Below are 15,273 nucleotides of genomic sequence, written 5' to 3' on the forward strand. Positions count from 1 at the left end.
GTGTCCGACGTGGTGACCCCCTACGCGCCGGGAGGAATCAGCCGCGTCGGCACTGCGGGTTCGCCGCGGGACAGTTTCAACCCGTCCCACGGCAGGCTGGTCAGGCCGTCCTCGACCCGGGCGCGGGCCGCGTCGAGGCCCAGATCGGCGACGGGTTCGCCCTGCTGCACCAGTGGAACGGTCAGAACCCGCGCGGTGAAGCCGTTGGGATAAGCGGGCGGGCGCCCGTAGGGGAAGACGACCTCTTCGACGATCGTGCCGGTCGCCTTGGCCACCCGGATCGCCTGCTTACGTCCGCCGTGGGATTGCTTGTGGCTGCTGCGTTTCTCCACCGGAAGCCCGTCCACTTCGGTCAGCTTGTAGACCATCCCGGCGGTCGGGGCACCGGAACCGGTGACCAGGGACGTGCCGACGCCGTAGATGTCGACCGGTTCGGCGCGCAGCGCGGCGATCGCGAACTCGTCGAGATCGCCGGAGACGACGATCTTCGTTCCGGTGGCGCCGAGGTCGTCGAGTTGAGCGCGCACTTGGCGCGCGAGCACGCCGAGGTCTCCGGAATCGATGCGCACCGCACCGAGTTCCGGACCGGCGACCTCGACGGCCGTCGCCACGCCGTCGGTGATGTCGTAGGTGTCCACCAGCAGCGTGGTGCTCACTCCGAGCGTCTCGACCTGCGCCCGGAACGCCGCGCGCTCGTCGGGGCCGTCCTGGGTGGTGTGGAGCAGGGTGAACGCGTGCGCGCTGGTGCCCAGCGCCGGAACCCCGTAGTCCCGCTGGGCCGCCAGATTGGACGACCCGGAGAAGCCGGCCAGGTAAGCGGCACGGGCGGCGGCGACTGCGGCGTGCTCGTGGGTGCGCCGCGAGCCCATCTCGATCAGGGGTCGCCCTTCGGCCGCGCTGACCATGCGCGCGGCCGCGGATGCGATCGCGGTGTCGTGGTTGAGGATCGACAACGCCAGGGTTTCGAGTACTACACATTCGCCGAACGTGCCGTGCACCGACAGCACCGGTGAACCCGGGAAGTAGAGCTCGCCCTCGGGGTATCCGTCGACATCGCCTGCGAACCGGTAGTCGGCGAGGTAGGCGAGCGTTTCGGCGTCGAGAAATTCCGCGAGCGACGACAGCGCCTCGTCGTCGAATTCGAACTGCGCCAAAGCATCCACAAACCGTGCGGTGCCGGCCACCACGCCGTAGCGGCGTCCTTCGGGCAGTCGGCGCGCAAAGATCTCGAACGTGGTGCGACGGTGTGCGGTGCCGTCACGCAGCGCGGCCGCGAGCATCGTCAGCTCATACTTGTCGGTGAGCAGGGCCGGGGATGCGGCGGTCACAACTGTCACCGTAGTAGTTCGAAGCGCCGGTAATGCGTTGGCTATCCTGAACGACATGGTGACGCCGGCGAAGGCTCGACCGGGGACTCGCGAAGAGCGGGACGTCAAGTCCGTCGCGACTGAGGACGCCGCCGTCGACGCGCCCTGGGTGACCATCGTGTGGGACGACCCGGTGAACCTGATGACCTACGTGACCTACGTCTTCCAGAAGCTGTTCGGCTACCCCGAGGCGCATGCGACCAAATTGATGCTGCAAGTGCACAACGAGGGCAGGGCGGTGGTCTCGGCGGGCAGCCGCGAGGCGATGGAGATCGACGTGACCAAGCTTCACGCCGCCGGGCTGTGGGCCACCATGCAGCAGGACCGCTGACAGACACGTGCGTAAGTGGAAGCGGGTGGAGACTGCCGATGGAGCGCGCTTCCGGTCGGCCATCGCACCGCACGAGGCCGCCCTGTTGCGGAGCCTGGCCGCCTCGGTGGTGGGCATGTTGGAGGAGCGCGAATCATCCGCGCCCGCAGATGAACTCGAAGCGATCACCGGTATGCGTACCGGCAATTCGACGCCACCCGAAGACGACACGATGAAACGCCTGCTGCCGGACTTCTACCGGCCGCAGACAGAGCACCCCGCCAGCTCCAGCGCCGCCGAGAGCCTCAACAGCGCGCTGCGCGGCCTGCATGAGCCCGACATCATCGATGCGAAACGTGAAGCGGCGCAGACACTTCTGGACACCATGCCGGCGCAGGGCGGCAAGTTCGAGCTGAGCGAGGACGATGCGCACGCCTGGGCCGCCGCCGTCAACGACATGCGCTTGGCGCTGGGCACGATGCTCGCGATCTCGCCGGACGGACCCGACGAACTGCCGCCGGACCATCCGATGGCCGGACACCTCGACGTGTACCAGTGGTTGACCGTGCTGCAGGAGTACCTGGTGCTGGGACTGATGGGTAAGTCGAGATGAGTTCGATCACCGACGTGGCCGGTATCCGGGTGGGACAACACCATCGCCTGGATCCGGACGTGACGTTGGGATCGGGCTGGGCCAGCGGCACCACGGTCGTGTTGACGCCGCCGGGAACCGTGGGCGGTGTCGACGGCAGGGGCGGGGCCCCCGGGACACGGGAGACCGACCTGCTCGACCCGATCAATTCCGTTCAGCACGTCGACGCCCTGGTCTTGAGCGGCGGCAGCGCCTACGGGCTGGCGAGCGCCGACGGGGTGATGCGGTACCTCGAGGAGCAGGGTCGCGGCGTCGCGCTGGACGGCGGCGTGGTGCCCATCGTGCCCGCCGCGGTGGTCTTCGACCTTCCGGTCGGCGGTTGGCAGTGCAGGCCGACCGCCGAGTTCGGCTACGCCGCGGCCGCAAGCGCGGGGACCGAGGTGGCGATCGGCACCGTCGGCGCGGGCACGGGAGCGCGCGCCGGGGTGCTCAAGGGCGGTGTCGGCACGGCGTCGATGCAACTGGACTGCGGCGTCACGGTGGGCGCCCTGGTGATCGTGAACTCCGCGGGTGAGGTGTTCGACACGGCGACCGGCCTGCCATGGCTGGCCTACCAGATCGAGGAGTTCGGGTTGATCCCGCCGCCGGCCGACCAGATCGCGGCCTACGCCGACCGCCATCGGGAATTCAGCCCGCTCAACACGACGATCGCGGTGGTGGCCACCGATGCCGCGATGAGCCCCGCGGCCTGCCGCCGGGTGGCCGTCGCCGCACATGACGGGTTGGCGCGCACCATCCGGCCGTGCCACACGCCGCACGACGGCGACACGGTGTTCGCTCTGGCCACCGGTGCCGTGGAGGTGCCGCTCGATCCCACCACGCCGGCATCGATGACGCCCGAGATGCCGCTGATCACGCAGGTGGGCGCCGCTGCGGCGGACTGTCTGGCCCGCGCGGTGATGGTCGGGGTACTGGCCGCCGAGTCGGTGGCCGGAATACCGGCGTACCGCGACATGTTGCCTGGAGCGTTCGAGTAACCGCGAAACTGCATTCCAGCAGCCGTTTACTCGATTTTTCGCTGCTGGAATACAGTCTCGTGCAGAAAGGGGTAGCTGCTGTGTTGGTGATCCGAGCGGATCTGGTCGACGCCATGGTCGCCCACGCCCGCGCCGACCATCCCGACGAGGCCTGCGGGGTGATCGCGGGACCCGAGGGCTCGGACCGGCCGGAGCGCTTCATCGCGATGACCAACGCCGAGCGGTCGCCGACGTTCTACCGGTTCGACTCGATGGAGCAGCTGCGGGTGTGGCGGGAGATGGACGACGCCGACGAGGTCCCGGTCGTGATCTACCACTCGCACACCGCGACCGAGGCCTATCCCAGCCGCACCGACATCTCATTGGCCCAGGAACCCGACGCCCACTACGTGCTGGTGTCCACCCGCGACCCCGATGAGCACGAACTACGCAGTTACCGCATCGTCGACGGCGTCGTCACCGAAGAACCCGTCAAGATCGTCGAGCAGTACTAGAAAGGCTTCACCGATGGCTGTCACCGTTTCCGTCCCGACCATCCTGCGCACCCACACCGGAGGCGAGAAGCGTGTCACCGCATCCGGCGACACCCTCGCGGCGGTGATCAGCGACCTGGAGGCCAACTACAACGGCATCTCGGAGCGCCTGATGGACAAGGACAACCCCGGCAAGCTGAACCGGTTCGTCAACATCTACGTCAACGACGAGGACGTGCGGTTCTCGGGCGGGCTCGACACCACGGTCGCCGACGGCGATTCGGTGACGATCCTGCCCGCAGTGGCTGGAGGGTAGCGGGCGTCTGATGGCGCGATACGACTCGCTGCTCGAAGCTCTGGGCGGTACACCGCTGGTAGGCCTGCGCCGCCTCTCGCCCGGCTGGGACACCGAGCCCCATGTGCGGCTGTGGGCCAAGCTCGAGGACCGCAATCCCACCGGCTCCATCAAGGACCGTCCGGCGCTGCGGATGATCGAGGAGGCCGAACGGCAGGGCCTGCTGCAGCCCGGTGCGACGATCCTGGAGCCGACGAGCGGAAACACCGGCATCTCGCTGGCGATGGCGGCGCTGCTCAAGGGCTACCAGATGATCTGCGTGATGCCGGAGAACACCTCGATCGAGCGCCGTCAGCTGCTCGAGTTGTACGGTGCGCGGATCATCTACTCGCCCGCCGAGGGTGGTTCGAACACCGCCGTCGCCCACGCGAAAGAGCTTGCGCTGCAGAACCCTTCGTGGGTGATGCTCTATCAGTACGGCAACGAGGCCAACTCGTTGTCGCACTACGAGGGCACCGGTCCGGAGTTGCTGGCGGATCTGCCGGAGATCACCCACTTCGTTGCGGGCCTGGGCACCACCGGCACCCTGATGGGAACCGGGCGGTTCCTGCGCGAGCGCAAGCCGGACGTCAAGATCGTCGCCGCCGAACCCCGGTACGGCGAGGGCGTTTACGCGCTGCGCAACATCGACGAGGGGTTCATCCCCGAGTTGTACGACCCGGACGTGCTCACCACGCGGTTCTCGGTCGGTTCGTACGACGCGATCCGGCGCACCCGCGATCTGGTTCAGGTGGAGGGGATCTTCGCGGGCATCTCCACCGGCGCGGTGCTGCACGCGGCGCTGGGCATGGCGGCCAAGGCGGTCAAGGCCGGCGAGCAGGCCGACATCGCGTTCGTCGTCGCCGACGCGGGTTGGAAGTATCTGTCGACCGGTGCGTACGCCGGTAGCCTGGATGACGCTGAAGACGCGCTTGAAGGGCAGCTATGGGCATGACCGGGTATCCGGGGACCACACCGTCGCAACCGCGCAAACGACCCGCGTGGGTGATCGGCGCCGTCACGGTCTTCAGCTTCGTCGTGCTGCTGTGGGTCATCGAACTGTTCGACTCGCTGTCGAACCATCGCCTCGACGACAACGGCATTCGGCCGATGGAGTCCGACGGCTTGGTGGGCATCCTGTTCGCGCCGCTGTTGCACTCGAACTGGGACCATCTCATCGCCAACACCGTTCCGGCTCTGGTGCTGGGTTTTCTGATGACGCTGGCGGGGATGTCGCGGTTCATCTTCGCCACCGCGATCGTGTGGATCCTCGGCGGTCTGGGTACGTGGCTCATCGGCAATGTCGGCATGCACTGCCCGTATGTGGGGGTGCGCTGCGAGGCCAACCACATCGGCGCTTCCGGGCTGATCTTCGGGTGGCTGGCGTTCCTCATCGTCTTCGGGTTCTTCACCCGTAAGGCCTGGGAGATCATCGTCGGCGTCATCGTGCTGCTCGTCTACGGCAGCGTCCTGCTGGGCGTGCTGCCCGGCACACCGGGGGTGTCGTGGCAGGGCCATCTGAGTGGGGCGGTCGCTGGCGTCATCGCGGCCTATCTGCTGTCCGGCCCGGAGCGCAAGGCTCGCGAGAAGCGCAGAAGCGTGGCATCGAACCCGTACCTGACGTCGTGAGTGCGGTGGTGTCCGCCGACGCGCCCGTCGGCATCTTCGATTCGGGTGTCGGCGGGCTCACGGTCGCCCGCGCGATCATCGACCAGTTGCCCTCCGAGAACATCGTCTACGTCGGCGACACAGCCAATGGCCCGTACGGGCCGCTGTCCATCCCGGACGTTCGCGCACACGCCCTGGCGATCGGTGACGATCTCGTCTCGCGCGGTATCAAGGCGCTCGTCATCGCCTGCAACACGGCGTCGTCGGCATGCCTGCGCGACGCCCGCGAACGCTACGCGCCGGTGCCCGTGATCGAGGTGATCCTGCCCGCGGTGCGCCGCGCGGTCGCGACCACCCGCAACGGTCGCATCGGTGTCATCGGCACCGCGGCCACGATCTCCTCGGGTGCGTACCAGGACGCGTTCGCGGCGGCCCGCGACACCGAGGTGTTCGGGGTGGCCTGCCCCCGGTTCGTCGACTTCGTCGAGCGCGGGGTGACCAGTGGGCGCCAGGTGCTCGGCCTCGCCGAGGGGTATCTCGAACCGCTTCAACGCGCACAGGTGGACACCCTCGTGCTGGGGTGCACCCACTACCCGATGCTGTCGGGACTGATCCAGTTGGCGATGGGCGAGAACGTCACGTTGGTGTCGAGCGCCGAGGAGACCGCCAAGGACTTGCTGAGGGTGCTCACCGAACTCGATTTGCTGCGCCCGCACGACTCCCCGGCGCCGCAGCGGATCTTCGAGGCGACGGGCGACCCGGACGCCTTCACGGCCCTTGCCGCACGGTTTCTCGGGCCGACGCTCGACGGCGTTCGACCTGTTCAACGTCACGTCGGCGCGCCGAGATGATTTCGGTCGCTCAAACGGGCCATGTTTTCGTCAAGCGGGGACCGGGCATGGCAAGCTAGTGAGCGTGCGAATCACCGTACTCGGTTGCTCCGGCAGTGTTGTCGGGCCTGATTCGCCCGCGTCCGGATATCTCGTCACCGCACCCGACACCCCGCCGTTGGTGCTCGACTTCGGCGGTGGCGTGCTCGGTGCGCTGCAACGCCACGCCGATCCCAACGACGTGTACGTGTTGCTGTCGCATCTGCATGCCGACCACTGCCTGGATCTGCCGGGCCTGTTCGTGTGGCGGCGCTACCACCCGGCGCCGGCTCAGGAGCGCGGCATCATGTACGGCCCTGCCAACACGTGGGCCCGCCTTGGTGCGGCGTCATCGCCCGAGGGCGGCGAGATCGACGATTTCTCCGACGTGTTCGAGATCCGCCACTGGGTCGACAACGACACGGTCACCATCGGCTCGCTCAGCGTGACCCCCAAACTGGTCTGCCATCCGACCGAGTCCTACGGCATGCGCATCACCGGCCAGGACGGTGCCACGCTCGTCTACAGCGGCGACACCGGCTACTGCGATCAACTCATCGACCTCGCCCGCGACGCCGACGTCTTCTTGTGTGAGGCGTCGTGGACGCACTCGCCGGATCGGCCGCCCAGGCTGCACCTGTCGGGAACCGAGGCGGGCCGGGCCGCCGCGGAGGCCGGAGTCGGCGAACTGTTGCTGACCCACATTCCGCCGTGGACATCGCGCGAGGACGTCATCAGCGAGGCCAAGGCCGAGTTCGACGGTCCGGTGCACGCGGTGGTGTGCAACGAGACGTTCGACGTCGTGCGCGCGGCGGCCTGATGGTCTCGAGCGATGGGGCCGGAGCCAGCCGATAGGGTTGGCTCGTGTCCCGAAGAGAAGACGGCCGGCTTGACGACGAGCTGAGGCCGGTCCGCATCACCCGTGGTTTCACCACCCATCCCGCCGGTTCGGTGCTGGTGGAGTTCGGCGAAACGCGCGTCATGTGCACCGCAAGTGTCACCGAGGGTGTGCCGCGCTGGCGCAAGGGCTCCGGAAAGGGCTGGCTGACAGCCGAATACGCGATGCTGCCCGCCGCCACGCATGATCGGTCCGATCGCGAGTCGGTCAAGGGCCGCGTCGGTGGCCGCACCCAGGAGATCAGCCGGCTGGTCGGCCGGTCGTTGCGGGCATGCATCGACCTGGCGGCGTTGGGCGAGAACACGATTGCGATCGACTGTGATGTGCTGCAGGCCGACGGCGGTACGCGAACGGCCGCGATCACCGGGGCCTACGTCGCACTGGCCGATGCGGTGACCTACCTGTCGGCGGCGGGCAAGCTGTCGGACCCGCGGCCGCTGTCGTGCGCGATCGCCGCGGTCAGCGTCGGCGTCGTCGACGGGCGCATTCGCACCGACCTGCCGTACACCGAGGACTCGCGCGCGGAGGTGGACATGAACGTCGTGGCCACCGACACTGGCACCCTCGTCGAGATCCAGGGCACCGGGGAGGGCGCGACGTTCCCCCGCTCGACCCTGGACAAGATGCTCGACGCGGCGATGACGGCGTGTGAGCAGATCTTCGAGATTCAGCGCGAGGCATTGGCGCTGCCCTATCCCGGGGTGCTGCCCGAGCCGAAAGACGCGCCCAAGAAGGCGTTCGGAAGCTGACCGAGCTGCTGGTTGCCAGCCGCAACCCGAAGAAGCTGGCCGAGTTGCACCGGGTGCTCGCCGCGGCGGGGGTCTCGGGGCTGAGGCTGCTCTCGCTCGACGACGTGCCCGCCTTCGACGAGGCCCCCGAAACCGGGGCGACGTTCGAAGAGAACGCCTTGGCCAAGGCGCGCGATGCTCATCGCGCCACGGGCCTGGCGACGGTCGCCGACGACTCCGGGCTGGAAGTCGCGGCGTTGAACGGAATGCCCGGCGTGCTCTCGGCGCGGTGGGCCGGCCGGCACGGAGACGACGCCGCGAATACGGCGCTGCTGCTGGCGCACCTGGCCGATGTACCCGACGAGCGGCGCGGCGCGGCGTTCGTGTCGGCCTGCGCGCTGGTGCACGAGGGGGGTGAAATCGTGGTGCGAGGGGAGTGGCCGGGCAGCATCACCCGCGCACCACGTGGCGACGGCGGGTTCGGCTACGACCCGGTGTTCCTGCCCGCCGGATCGGAGCGGACCGCGGCCCAACTCGACGCCGCCGAGAAGGATGCGGCCTCGCATCGGGGGCGGGCGCTGACGGCGCTGCTTCCCGCGTTGCGTGAGTTGGCCACGCGAACCTGAGCGCGAATTTTGTATAGATCAACTAAGCGGTAGCATCCCCGGGGTGCGCCGCCCCTCCGCCCAAGCCGACGTCGGCAGAACGCGGCACCCGGCGATCGTCGTGGCGGTGCTCGCGGCGGCGGGCATCAGCGTGTCCCTGATGCAGACGCTGGTCATCCCGCTCATTCCCGAACTGCCCACGCTGCTGGACACCAGCGCGTCCAACGCGTCGTGGGTGATCACCGCGACGTTGCTCACGGCGGCCGTCGCCACGCCGATGTTCGGCAGGCTCGGCGACATGTACGGGCCCAAGCCCATTTTGATCATCTGCGCCGTGCTGCTCACGGTCGGATCGTTGATCGCGGCGACGACGACGGCGCTGGTCCCGGTGATCATCGGTCGCGGACTGCAGGGCTTCGGGATGCCGATCATCCCGCTGGGCATCAGCGTGATGCGCGCAGCCGTGCCGGCTCATCGGGTCGGCACCGCGATGGGACTGATGAGCGCATCGCTGGGTGTGGGTGGGGCGCTTGGCCTTCCGTTGTCGGCGATGATCGCCGATCGCTTCGACTGGCACGCGTTGTTCTGGTTCGGCGCCGTACTCGGAGTGATGTCGGCGGTGTCTTTCGCCGCACTGGTGCCGCGGCTGCCCTCGGTCTCGGCCGACCGGTTCGACGCGCTGGGCGCGATCGGTCTCGCGGGCGGACTCGTCACGCTGCTGCTGGGCATCTCCAAGGGGGGAAGCTGGGGGTGGACCAGCGCGATCACCGTGACGATGTTCGCCTCGTCGGTGGTGATCTTCGGGTTGTTCGCGCTGTGGCAGTTCCGAACGGCCGCCCCGATCGTCGATCTGCGCACCACGCTGAAACGGCCGGTGCTGACGACGAATCTGGCGTCGATTGCGGTGGGCTTCTCGCTGTTCGCGATGTCGTTGATCGCGCCGCAGATCCTCGAGATGCCCGTGGGGTCGGGCTACGGCCTCGGCCAGTCGATGCTGCAGACGGGTCTGTGGCTGGCCCCCGGCGGGTTGGCGATGATGTTGACGTCCCCGGTGGCGGCTCGGATCGCCGATGCGCGCGGCCCACGGTTCACCTTGTTCGTCGGGTCGACCGTGGTGGCCGCCGGGTATCTGTCGGGGCTGGTGCTGATGAACAGCGCATGGCAGCTGTGCGTGTTCAACGTGATGGTCAGCATCGGCGTGGGTTTCGCGTTCTCGTCGTTACCCGCGTTGATCAATGCCGCCGTGCCGGTGTCGGAAACGGCCGCTGCCAACGGAATCAACGCGCTCGCGCGCTCGCTGGGGACATCGATCTCCAGCGCGGTGATCGGTGCGGTGCTGACGGTGATGACCACGACGGTGGCCGGGCACGAGGTGCCGTCGTTGGCCGGTTTGCGGGTCGCGCTGCTGATCGCGGCGGGTGCGGCCGTCGTCGCCGCGCTCACTGCGCTCGCGATCCCGAAAATCGGTGAAATGAACGAGTCAGAACCGGATCTGGCGCTGGCTACAGACCGTAGCGGTCCTTGATCTCCCTGGTCTGGACCTGCTCGACGATGATGCCGACGAGCGGAATGGTGCCCGCGAGCAGTACGCCGATGGTCTTTCCAATCGGCCAGCGCACCTTGACCGCGAGGTTGGCGGTGAAGAGCAGGTACACGAAGTAGACCCAGCCGTGGACCACCGCGATCCAGTTCAGGCCCTCGACGTGGTAGACGTACTTCATCACCATCTCGTAGCAGAGCGCGATGAGCCAGATGCCCGTCGTCCAGGCCAGCACCCGGTAGCCCAGGAGTGCCTTGCGGACGTTTTCGGCGGAGGTGATCGGCGGTTCGGTCATGTGGCCGGGTGTTCCTTGTCCTTCTCGGCGAGCTCGGCCAGATAGGCGTTGTACTCGCGCAGTGCGGGGTCGTCGACGTCATCGTCGAATCGGGTTGTCGCTGAGGGCTTTTGCGGGAGCAGATCCTCGGGGATCTCGGTGATGTCCCGTTTCGCGGGCTCGGGCGGAGCTTCCTCGTAGCGCACGAACTTGTAGTAGGCGTACACGACGAAGCCGGCGAACAGCGGCCACTGCATCGCGTAGCCGAGATTCTGGAAGCTGCCCGAGGCCGACTCGAAGCGGGTCCACTGCCACCACGCCAGCGCAAGGCAGCCGACGGCCCCGACGATCACCAAAGCGATGAGCGCCGGCCTCCTACGCCGTGTAGTGGACACCTCCCAACGGTACCGCGACGTGCTTAGGGCCGACGAACTCGTCGAGGCGGTCCGACAGGTGTGGGGGAGGCGCGGGGTAGCATCGACACTCGCTGCGGGCGTGGCGCAATTGGCTGACGCGCCGGCTTTAGGTGCCGGTGTTCGAAAGAACGTGTGGGTTCGAGTCCCACCGCCCGCACGAACTCACCTAGCGGCGAAGTACTTCTGCCCGTCGCTGGGAATGCGCCCGAAGCCTGCCTTGAGTAGCGGCGCCAATACTTTGACGGGCACGCTCATCGCGTTCTTCGGTTCGATCGCGACGACCCAGGTGAACCGCGTCTGCTCGCCGTCGGCCTCGACGATGTAATCCTCGGCGAAGCGTTTGAACAGCGGCAACGTCGACTCGTAGACGTAGAAGGACTTCTGATGGCCCTCGTCCCATTCGAAGAAGCGTTCACGTAGGACGGCTCCGCCGAGGGCGGTCACGTCACGGGTGGTCCCGACTCCGAACGGACGCGGTGAGGTCCAGGTGACGTTCTTGACCGCGGGCCCCCACGCCGCGAGCGACTCGTCCGAAGTCAGCGATTTCCACACCTGCTCCGGGGTCGCGGCGTAGCGCTTCTCGTAGCGGAAGACGTGGGGAGCCGACGCCAAGAAGTCAGCGTCAGCGGATACCAGGGGATACCAGCGGGCCATAACCGGCCATCATCGCAGGCGTGTACCGGCGCGCGTCAGTCGTCTGCGCTCTGTTTGCCGAAGCACAGCAGGCTGGCAGTGAAGCTGACCACGGCCACGAGCCCCGCGGCGGCGGCCAACGGTGCGTCGGAGGCACCCCAACTCGACAGGCTCACGGCGACCGCGATGATTGCGGTGAAGATCAAAAAGAGGCCGGTGGTGGCGATCGCCTCGGCGGTCGGGTTGTCGGCGGGGGCGAGAGCGCGCTCGCGCATCGGGGTCTCCTGGTGGCTCGCGGAATCGGTTGCGCTGAGGTTGCCCGCTGGCAACGCCAGTGAAACCCGCGGCCTGAAAGATGCGGTTCAGCCCGCCTTTCGGACGGTGAATCCATTGCGCTCGGCCAGCGACTGTAGTTGCCGCAACGCGAACTGGCGTGCCCGGCCGGTGTCGGGAATGTGGATGCCGGCCCACACCCCGACCGCCCCGGGAGTCTGACACGCCTCCTGGGCGCAGAGCCAACGGCGAGGACATGTCCGGCACAGCTCCTTGGCGCCGTCGTCGGCCCCGAGGGCCCACCGGTCGGGGTCCTGAATGCAGGCGCCGAGCGCCGTGTCCTGGGGCGCGTTGACCGCAACGGGGCGCGTCGTCCGGCCATTCAGCCGCTCGTCGACGGGCATCTGCGTTTCCTTTCGGTCGGGACGGTCCTCCGCCACGAGGATGACAATACACGCGTATCGGTTTCCGACAATACATGCGTATTGGCTACTGTGTGGGGGTGAGCACTCAGACCTGCGGGTATCGATGACGGCGGCGTCGACGGGGCAATACGCCTCCGAGAAACATCAGCGTTCGAGCGTCGAACGGATTCGCGATGCGGCGCTTCAGTGCTTTGCGGCTCGCGGCACGTCGGCGACGTCGCTTCGCGCAGTCGCGGCGGAAGCCGGCGTCTCGCTGGGGTTGGTCCAGCACCACTTCGAAACGAAAGCCAACCTGATCAAGGCCGTCGACGACCACGTGCTCGGGGTGATGAATACCGCACTCATGCAGCGCATGCCCGAATCGACGGTGGACTCCATCACCGACGTGGGGGACCGCGTGACGTCCCTGGTCGCCGACGAACCCGATGTGGTCGCATATGTCGTACGTGCGCTGACCGACGGGAGTTCGCTCGGCACGCAGGTGTTCGACTCGCTCGCCGCCGTCGGCGCCGAGCGCTGGAAGGCGCGCAGGGAAGCCGGGCTGACCCGCCCCGACCTCGACCCGACGTGGGGTGCACTCAACCCGCTGGTGTTGGCCCTGGGCGCCTGGATCCTGCGCGACCACATCGAGCGTCACCTCACCGAACCGTTCGACACCCCCGCCCAACTTCAGCGATGGGGGAGCGCGGTGAACGCGCTGCTTCGCGATGGCCAGATGCGCGACGAGTCGTGACGCTGCCTTTTACAGCGATGTGCCGCCCACCCGCTTGCGGTAGCTCGTCGGCGTCTCCCCGCAGAACTGAGTGAAGGCCCGGGTGAAGGAACTGAGGCTGTCGAAGCCGACCGCCGACGACGTCTCCTGCACCGACTGACCCGGCGCGGCCAGCAATGCCATGGCCTTCAGCATGCGGGCGTGCAGAAGGTATGTGCGCCAGGACAACCCGACCGAATCCTGGAACAGCCGCCGGAGCGTGCGTTCGGACACCGAAACGGCCCGGCTCACCTCTTCGGCGGTGACACCGTCGAGATGCTCCTTGGTGTAGGCCATGGCGGCGGCGACGATCGGATGCTCGGACGTGGGCAGGCTCAACGGCGCCTCGTGGTCGAGTGCCTCGGTCACGAGATTGGCCAGCGTGCGGAAGAACGCGTCGGAGATCTCGTCGCCTTCGGCGCGGTCGATGGGCCAGCGCAGCGCGTAGATCATCATTTCGCGGATCAGTGGGGACACCGCCAGGATGCGCGCCCGGTCGCCGGCATGCGGGATCAACTGCGGGTCGAACATCACCGCGACGGTCCGGACGTCGGGGTTCATGGTCGCCTGATGGTCGAGACCGACGGGAATCCATGCGGCCTGCTGCGGCGGCAGAAGGTAGTGCGCCGAGTCGGTTTCCACCTCGACGACACCGCCGAGCGCGTACTCGATCTGGTGCACGTCGTGCGAGTGCCAACCGGTGATCAGCGCATCGCCCTCATATAAATAGCTGCCGCCCAGCGCTCGACCGCCTCGCCGCAGGTCGATGACGCGTCGGTTCGCGCCGGCCGCCATGTTGGCCGGTTGGGCAAAACCTCTGTCCGATAGCGCAGAGACGGTCATGGGGCTAGACGGTACTACTGGGGTATGAACGTTGACGACCTGATCCTGGTGAGCATCGATGACCACGTCGTGGAACCCCCCGACATGTTCCTGCGACATGTCCCGGCGAAGTACAAGGACGAGGCGCCGATCGTGGTGACCGACGACAAGGGCGTCGATCAGTGGATGTATCAGGGCCGCCCGCAGGGTGTCAGCGGGCTGAACGCGGTGGTGTCGTGGCCGGCCGAGGAGTGGGGCCGGGATCCGGCCGGGTTCGCCGAGATGCGGCCGGGTGTGTACAACGTGCACGAGCGGGTCCGCGACATGAACCGCAACGGCATTCTGGCCTCGATGTGCTTCCCGACGTTCACCGGGTTTTCCGCACGCCATCTCAACATGACCCGCGAAGACGTCACCCTGGTGATGGTGTCGGCCTACAACGACTGGCACATCGACGAGTGGGCCGGGTCCTATCCGGACCGCTTCATCCCGATCGCGATCCTGCCGACGTGGACGCCGGAGGGGATGTGCAACGAGATCCGCAGGGTCGCGGCCAAGGGGTGTCGAGCGGTGACCATGCCGGAACTGCCCCACCTCGAAGGCCTTCCGAGCTATCACGACGAAGAGTACTGGGGCCCGGTGTTCCGTACGCTCTCCGAAGAGAACGTGGTGATGTGCCTGCACATCGGGACCGGCTTCGGCGCGATCAGCATGGCGCCCAACGCCCCGATCGACAACCTGATCATCCTGGCAACCCAGGTCTCGGCGATGTGCGCACAGGACCTGTTGTGGGGTCCGGCGATGCGCAACTATCCGGACCTCAAATTCGCCTTCTCCGAAGGCGGTATCGGCTGGATCCCGTTCTACCTGGACCGCAGCGACCGCCACTACACCAACCAGAAGTGGCTGCGACGCGACTTCGGGGACAAGCTGCCGTCCGACGTGTTCCGCGAGCACTCGCTGGCCTGCTACGTCACCGACAAGACCTCGCTGAAGCTGCGTCACGAGATCGGTATCGACATCATCGCGTGGGAGTGCGATTACCCGCACTCAGACTGCTTCTGGCCCGACGCGCCCGAGCAGGTGCTGGCCGAGCTCGACGCCGTGGGGGCATCGGATTCCGACATCAACAAGATCACGTGGGAGAACTCCTGCCGGTTCTTCAGTTGGGACCCGTTCAAACGCACCCCCAAGGAGCAGGCGACCGCGGGTGCGTTGCGCGCCAAGGCAACCGACGTCGACGTCTCGATCCGGCCGCGCAAGGAGTGGGCGCGGCTCTACGAGCAAAAGCAGCTCGCCAGGGCGTGAGACCTGACGT

General features: G+C 67.4%; 21 protein-coding genes and 1 tRNA gene. 15 read left to right on the forward strand and 7 right to left on the reverse strand.

What is annotated here, in order from left to right; translation table 11 throughout:
- Positions 1–20: 20 nt before the first annotated feature.
- On the reverse strand, positions 21–1,280 hold the full coding sequence (locus AU198_RS05215; RefSeq protein ID WP_231744577.1) for a nicotinate phosphoribosyltransferase: 1,260 nt from the start codon (positions 1,278–1,280) through the stop codon (positions 21–23).
- Between the two features lie 103 nt (positions 1,281–1,383).
- On the opposite strand from AU198_RS05215, the gene clpS reads away from it, so the two are divergent.
- Genes clpS through AU198_RS05275 form a run of 12 tightly spaced genes read left to right on the forward strand, consistent with a single transcriptional unit; the run spans position 1,384 to position 10,346 of the window.
- Positions 1,384–1,698, forward strand: a complete 315-nt coding sequence (clpS, locus tag AU198_RS05220) for an ATP-dependent Clp protease adapter ClpS (protein ID WP_064346452.1) — start codon at positions 1,384–1,386, stop codon at positions 1,696–1,698.
- Between the two features lie 7 nt (positions 1,699–1,705).
- The gene (gene aosR / locus AU198_RS05225; RefSeq protein WP_064346453.1) at positions 1,706–2,290 is read left to right on the forward strand and encodes an oxidative stress transcriptional regulator AosR; all 585 of its coding nucleotides are present in this window, start codon (positions 1,706–1,708) and stop codon (positions 2,288–2,290) included.
- Positions 2,287–3,306 carry a P1 family peptidase gene (locus AU198_RS05230; protein ID WP_064346454.1) on the forward strand — a complete coding sequence of 340 codons (1,020 nt, stop codon included), beginning with the start codon at positions 2,287–2,289 and terminating at the stop codon, positions 3,304–3,306. The genes aosR and AU198_RS05230 overlap by 4 nt, the downstream gene beginning before the upstream one ends.
- Before the next feature lie 59 nt (positions 3,307–3,365).
- The gene (locus AU198_RS05235) at positions 3,366–3,800 is read left to right on the forward strand and encodes a M67 family metallopeptidase (RefSeq protein ID WP_502689268.1); all 435 of its coding nucleotides are present in this window, start codon (positions 3,366–3,368) and stop codon (positions 3,798–3,800) included.
- A gap of 13 nt (positions 3,801–3,813) precedes the next feature.
- On the forward strand, positions 3,814–4,095 hold the full coding sequence (locus tag AU198_RS05240) for a MoaD/ThiS family protein (protein WP_064346456.1): 282 nt from the start codon (positions 3,814–3,816) through the stop codon (positions 4,093–4,095).
- Between the two features lie 10 nt (positions 4,096–4,105).
- Positions 4,106–5,068 carry a cysteine synthase gene (locus AU198_RS05245; RefSeq protein ID WP_064346457.1) on the forward strand — a complete coding sequence of 321 codons (963 nt, stop codon included), beginning with the start codon at positions 4,106–4,108 and terminating at the stop codon, positions 5,066–5,068.
- Positions 5,059–5,742 carry a rhomboid family intramembrane serine protease gene (locus tag AU198_RS05250; protein ID WP_064346458.1) on the forward strand — a complete coding sequence of 228 codons (684 nt, stop codon included), beginning with the start codon at positions 5,059–5,061 and terminating at the stop codon, positions 5,740–5,742. The genes AU198_RS05245 and AU198_RS05250 overlap by 10 nt, the downstream gene beginning before the upstream one ends.
- Positions 5,743–5,747: 5 nt before the next feature.
- Positions 5,748–6,572 carry a glutamate racemase gene (murI, locus tag AU198_RS05255; RefSeq protein WP_064346545.1) on the forward strand — a complete coding sequence of 275 codons (825 nt, stop codon included), beginning with the start codon at positions 5,748–5,750 and terminating at the stop codon, positions 6,570–6,572.
- Positions 6,573–6,630: 58 nt separating this feature from the next.
- Positions 6,631–7,410, forward strand: a complete 780-nt coding sequence (locus tag AU198_RS05260) for a cyclic nucleotide-degrading phosphodiesterase (RefSeq protein ID WP_064346459.1) — start codon at positions 6,631–6,633, stop codon at positions 7,408–7,410.
- A 44-nt stretch (positions 7,411–7,454) separates the two neighbouring features.
- A complete protein-coding gene (rph, locus tag AU198_RS05265) occupies positions 7,455–8,237 on the forward strand; it encodes a ribonuclease PH (RefSeq protein ID WP_064346460.1) in 783 nt (260 codons plus the stop codon).
- Positions 8,234–8,842, forward strand: coding sequence for an RdgB/HAM1 family non-canonical purine NTP pyrophosphatase (rdgB, locus tag AU198_RS05270; protein ID WP_064346461.1), 609 nt, complete (start codon positions 8,234–8,236; stop codon positions 8,840–8,842). Before rph ends, rdgB begins: the two co-directional genes overlap by 4 nt.
- Before the next feature lie 43 nt (positions 8,843–8,885).
- Positions 8,886–10,346 (forward strand): MFS transporter, encoded by a 1,461-nt coding sequence (locus AU198_RS05275; RefSeq protein ID WP_064346462.1) that lies wholly within the window; start codon positions 8,886–8,888, stop codon positions 10,344–10,346.
- On the opposite strand, the gene AU198_RS05280 is transcribed toward AU198_RS05275, so the two are convergent.
- Entirely contained in the window at positions 10,324–10,656 is a 333-nt protein-coding gene (locus AU198_RS05280; protein WP_064346463.1) for a DUF3817 domain-containing protein, read from the reverse strand. The two genes, AU198_RS05275 and AU198_RS05280, sit on opposite strands and share 23 nt — an antisense overlap.
- The gene (locus AU198_RS05285; RefSeq protein ID WP_082690875.1) at positions 10,653–11,030 is read right to left on the reverse strand and encodes a hypothetical protein; all 378 of its coding nucleotides are present in this window, start codon (positions 11,028–11,030) and stop codon (positions 10,653–10,655) included. Before AU198_RS05285 ends, AU198_RS05280 begins: the two co-directional genes overlap by 4 nt.
- 94 nt (positions 11,031–11,124) lie before the next feature.
- On the opposite strand from AU198_RS05285, the gene AU198_RS05290 reads away from it, so the two are divergent.
- Positions 11,125–11,208, forward strand: a tRNA-Leu gene (locus tag AU198_RS05290).
- A 5-nt stretch (positions 11,209–11,213) separates the two neighbouring features.
- Here the strand turns inward: AU198_RS05290 and AU198_RS05295 are convergent.
- The 3 genes from AU198_RS05295 to AU198_RS05305 all read right to left on the reverse strand — a co-directional run bounded on the left by AU198_RS05295 (position 11,214) and on the right by AU198_RS05305 (position 12,361).
- The gene (locus tag AU198_RS05295; RefSeq protein ID WP_064346465.1) at positions 11,214–11,705 is read right to left on the reverse strand and encodes an SRPBCC family protein; all 492 of its coding nucleotides are present in this window, start codon (positions 11,703–11,705) and stop codon (positions 11,214–11,216) included.
- 35 nt (positions 11,706–11,740) lie between these two features.
- Positions 11,741–11,959: a hypothetical protein gene (locus AU198_RS05300; RefSeq protein WP_064346466.1), complete on the reverse strand. Its 219-nt coding sequence runs from the start codon at positions 11,957–11,959 to the stop codon at positions 11,741–11,743.
- Positions 11,960–12,046: 87 nt separating this feature from the next.
- Positions 12,047–12,361: a WhiB family transcriptional regulator gene (locus tag AU198_RS05305; protein WP_064346546.1), complete on the reverse strand. Its 315-nt coding sequence runs from the start codon at positions 12,359–12,361 to the stop codon at positions 12,047–12,049.
- A gap of 124 nt (positions 12,362–12,485) precedes the next feature.
- Here AU198_RS05305 and AU198_RS05310 point away from each other — a divergent pair, with 124 nt between their 5' ends.
- Positions 12,486–13,115, forward strand: a complete 630-nt coding sequence (locus AU198_RS05310; RefSeq protein ID WP_064346467.1) for a TetR/AcrR family transcriptional regulator — start codon at positions 12,486–12,488, stop codon at positions 13,113–13,115.
- A 9-nt stretch (positions 13,116–13,124) separates the two neighbouring features.
- Here the strand turns inward: AU198_RS05310 and AU198_RS05315 are convergent, their stop codons facing one another.
- On the reverse strand, positions 13,125–13,976 hold the full coding sequence (locus AU198_RS05315; RefSeq protein WP_064346468.1) for an AraC family transcriptional regulator: 852 nt from the start codon (positions 13,974–13,976) through the stop codon (positions 13,125–13,127).
- A 24-nt stretch (positions 13,977–14,000) separates the two neighbouring features.
- Here AU198_RS05315 and AU198_RS05320 point away from each other — a divergent pair, with 24 nt between their 5' ends.
- On the forward strand, positions 14,001–15,263 hold the full coding sequence (locus tag AU198_RS05320; RefSeq protein ID WP_064346469.1) for an amidohydrolase family protein: 1,263 nt from the start codon (positions 14,001–14,003) through the stop codon (positions 15,261–15,263).
- Positions 15,264–15,273 lie beyond the last annotated feature (10 nt).

The organism is Mycobacterium sp. GA-1199, assembly GCF_001500045.1.
Lineage (GTDB): Bacteria > Actinomycetota > Actinomycetes > Mycobacteriales > Mycobacteriaceae > Mycobacterium.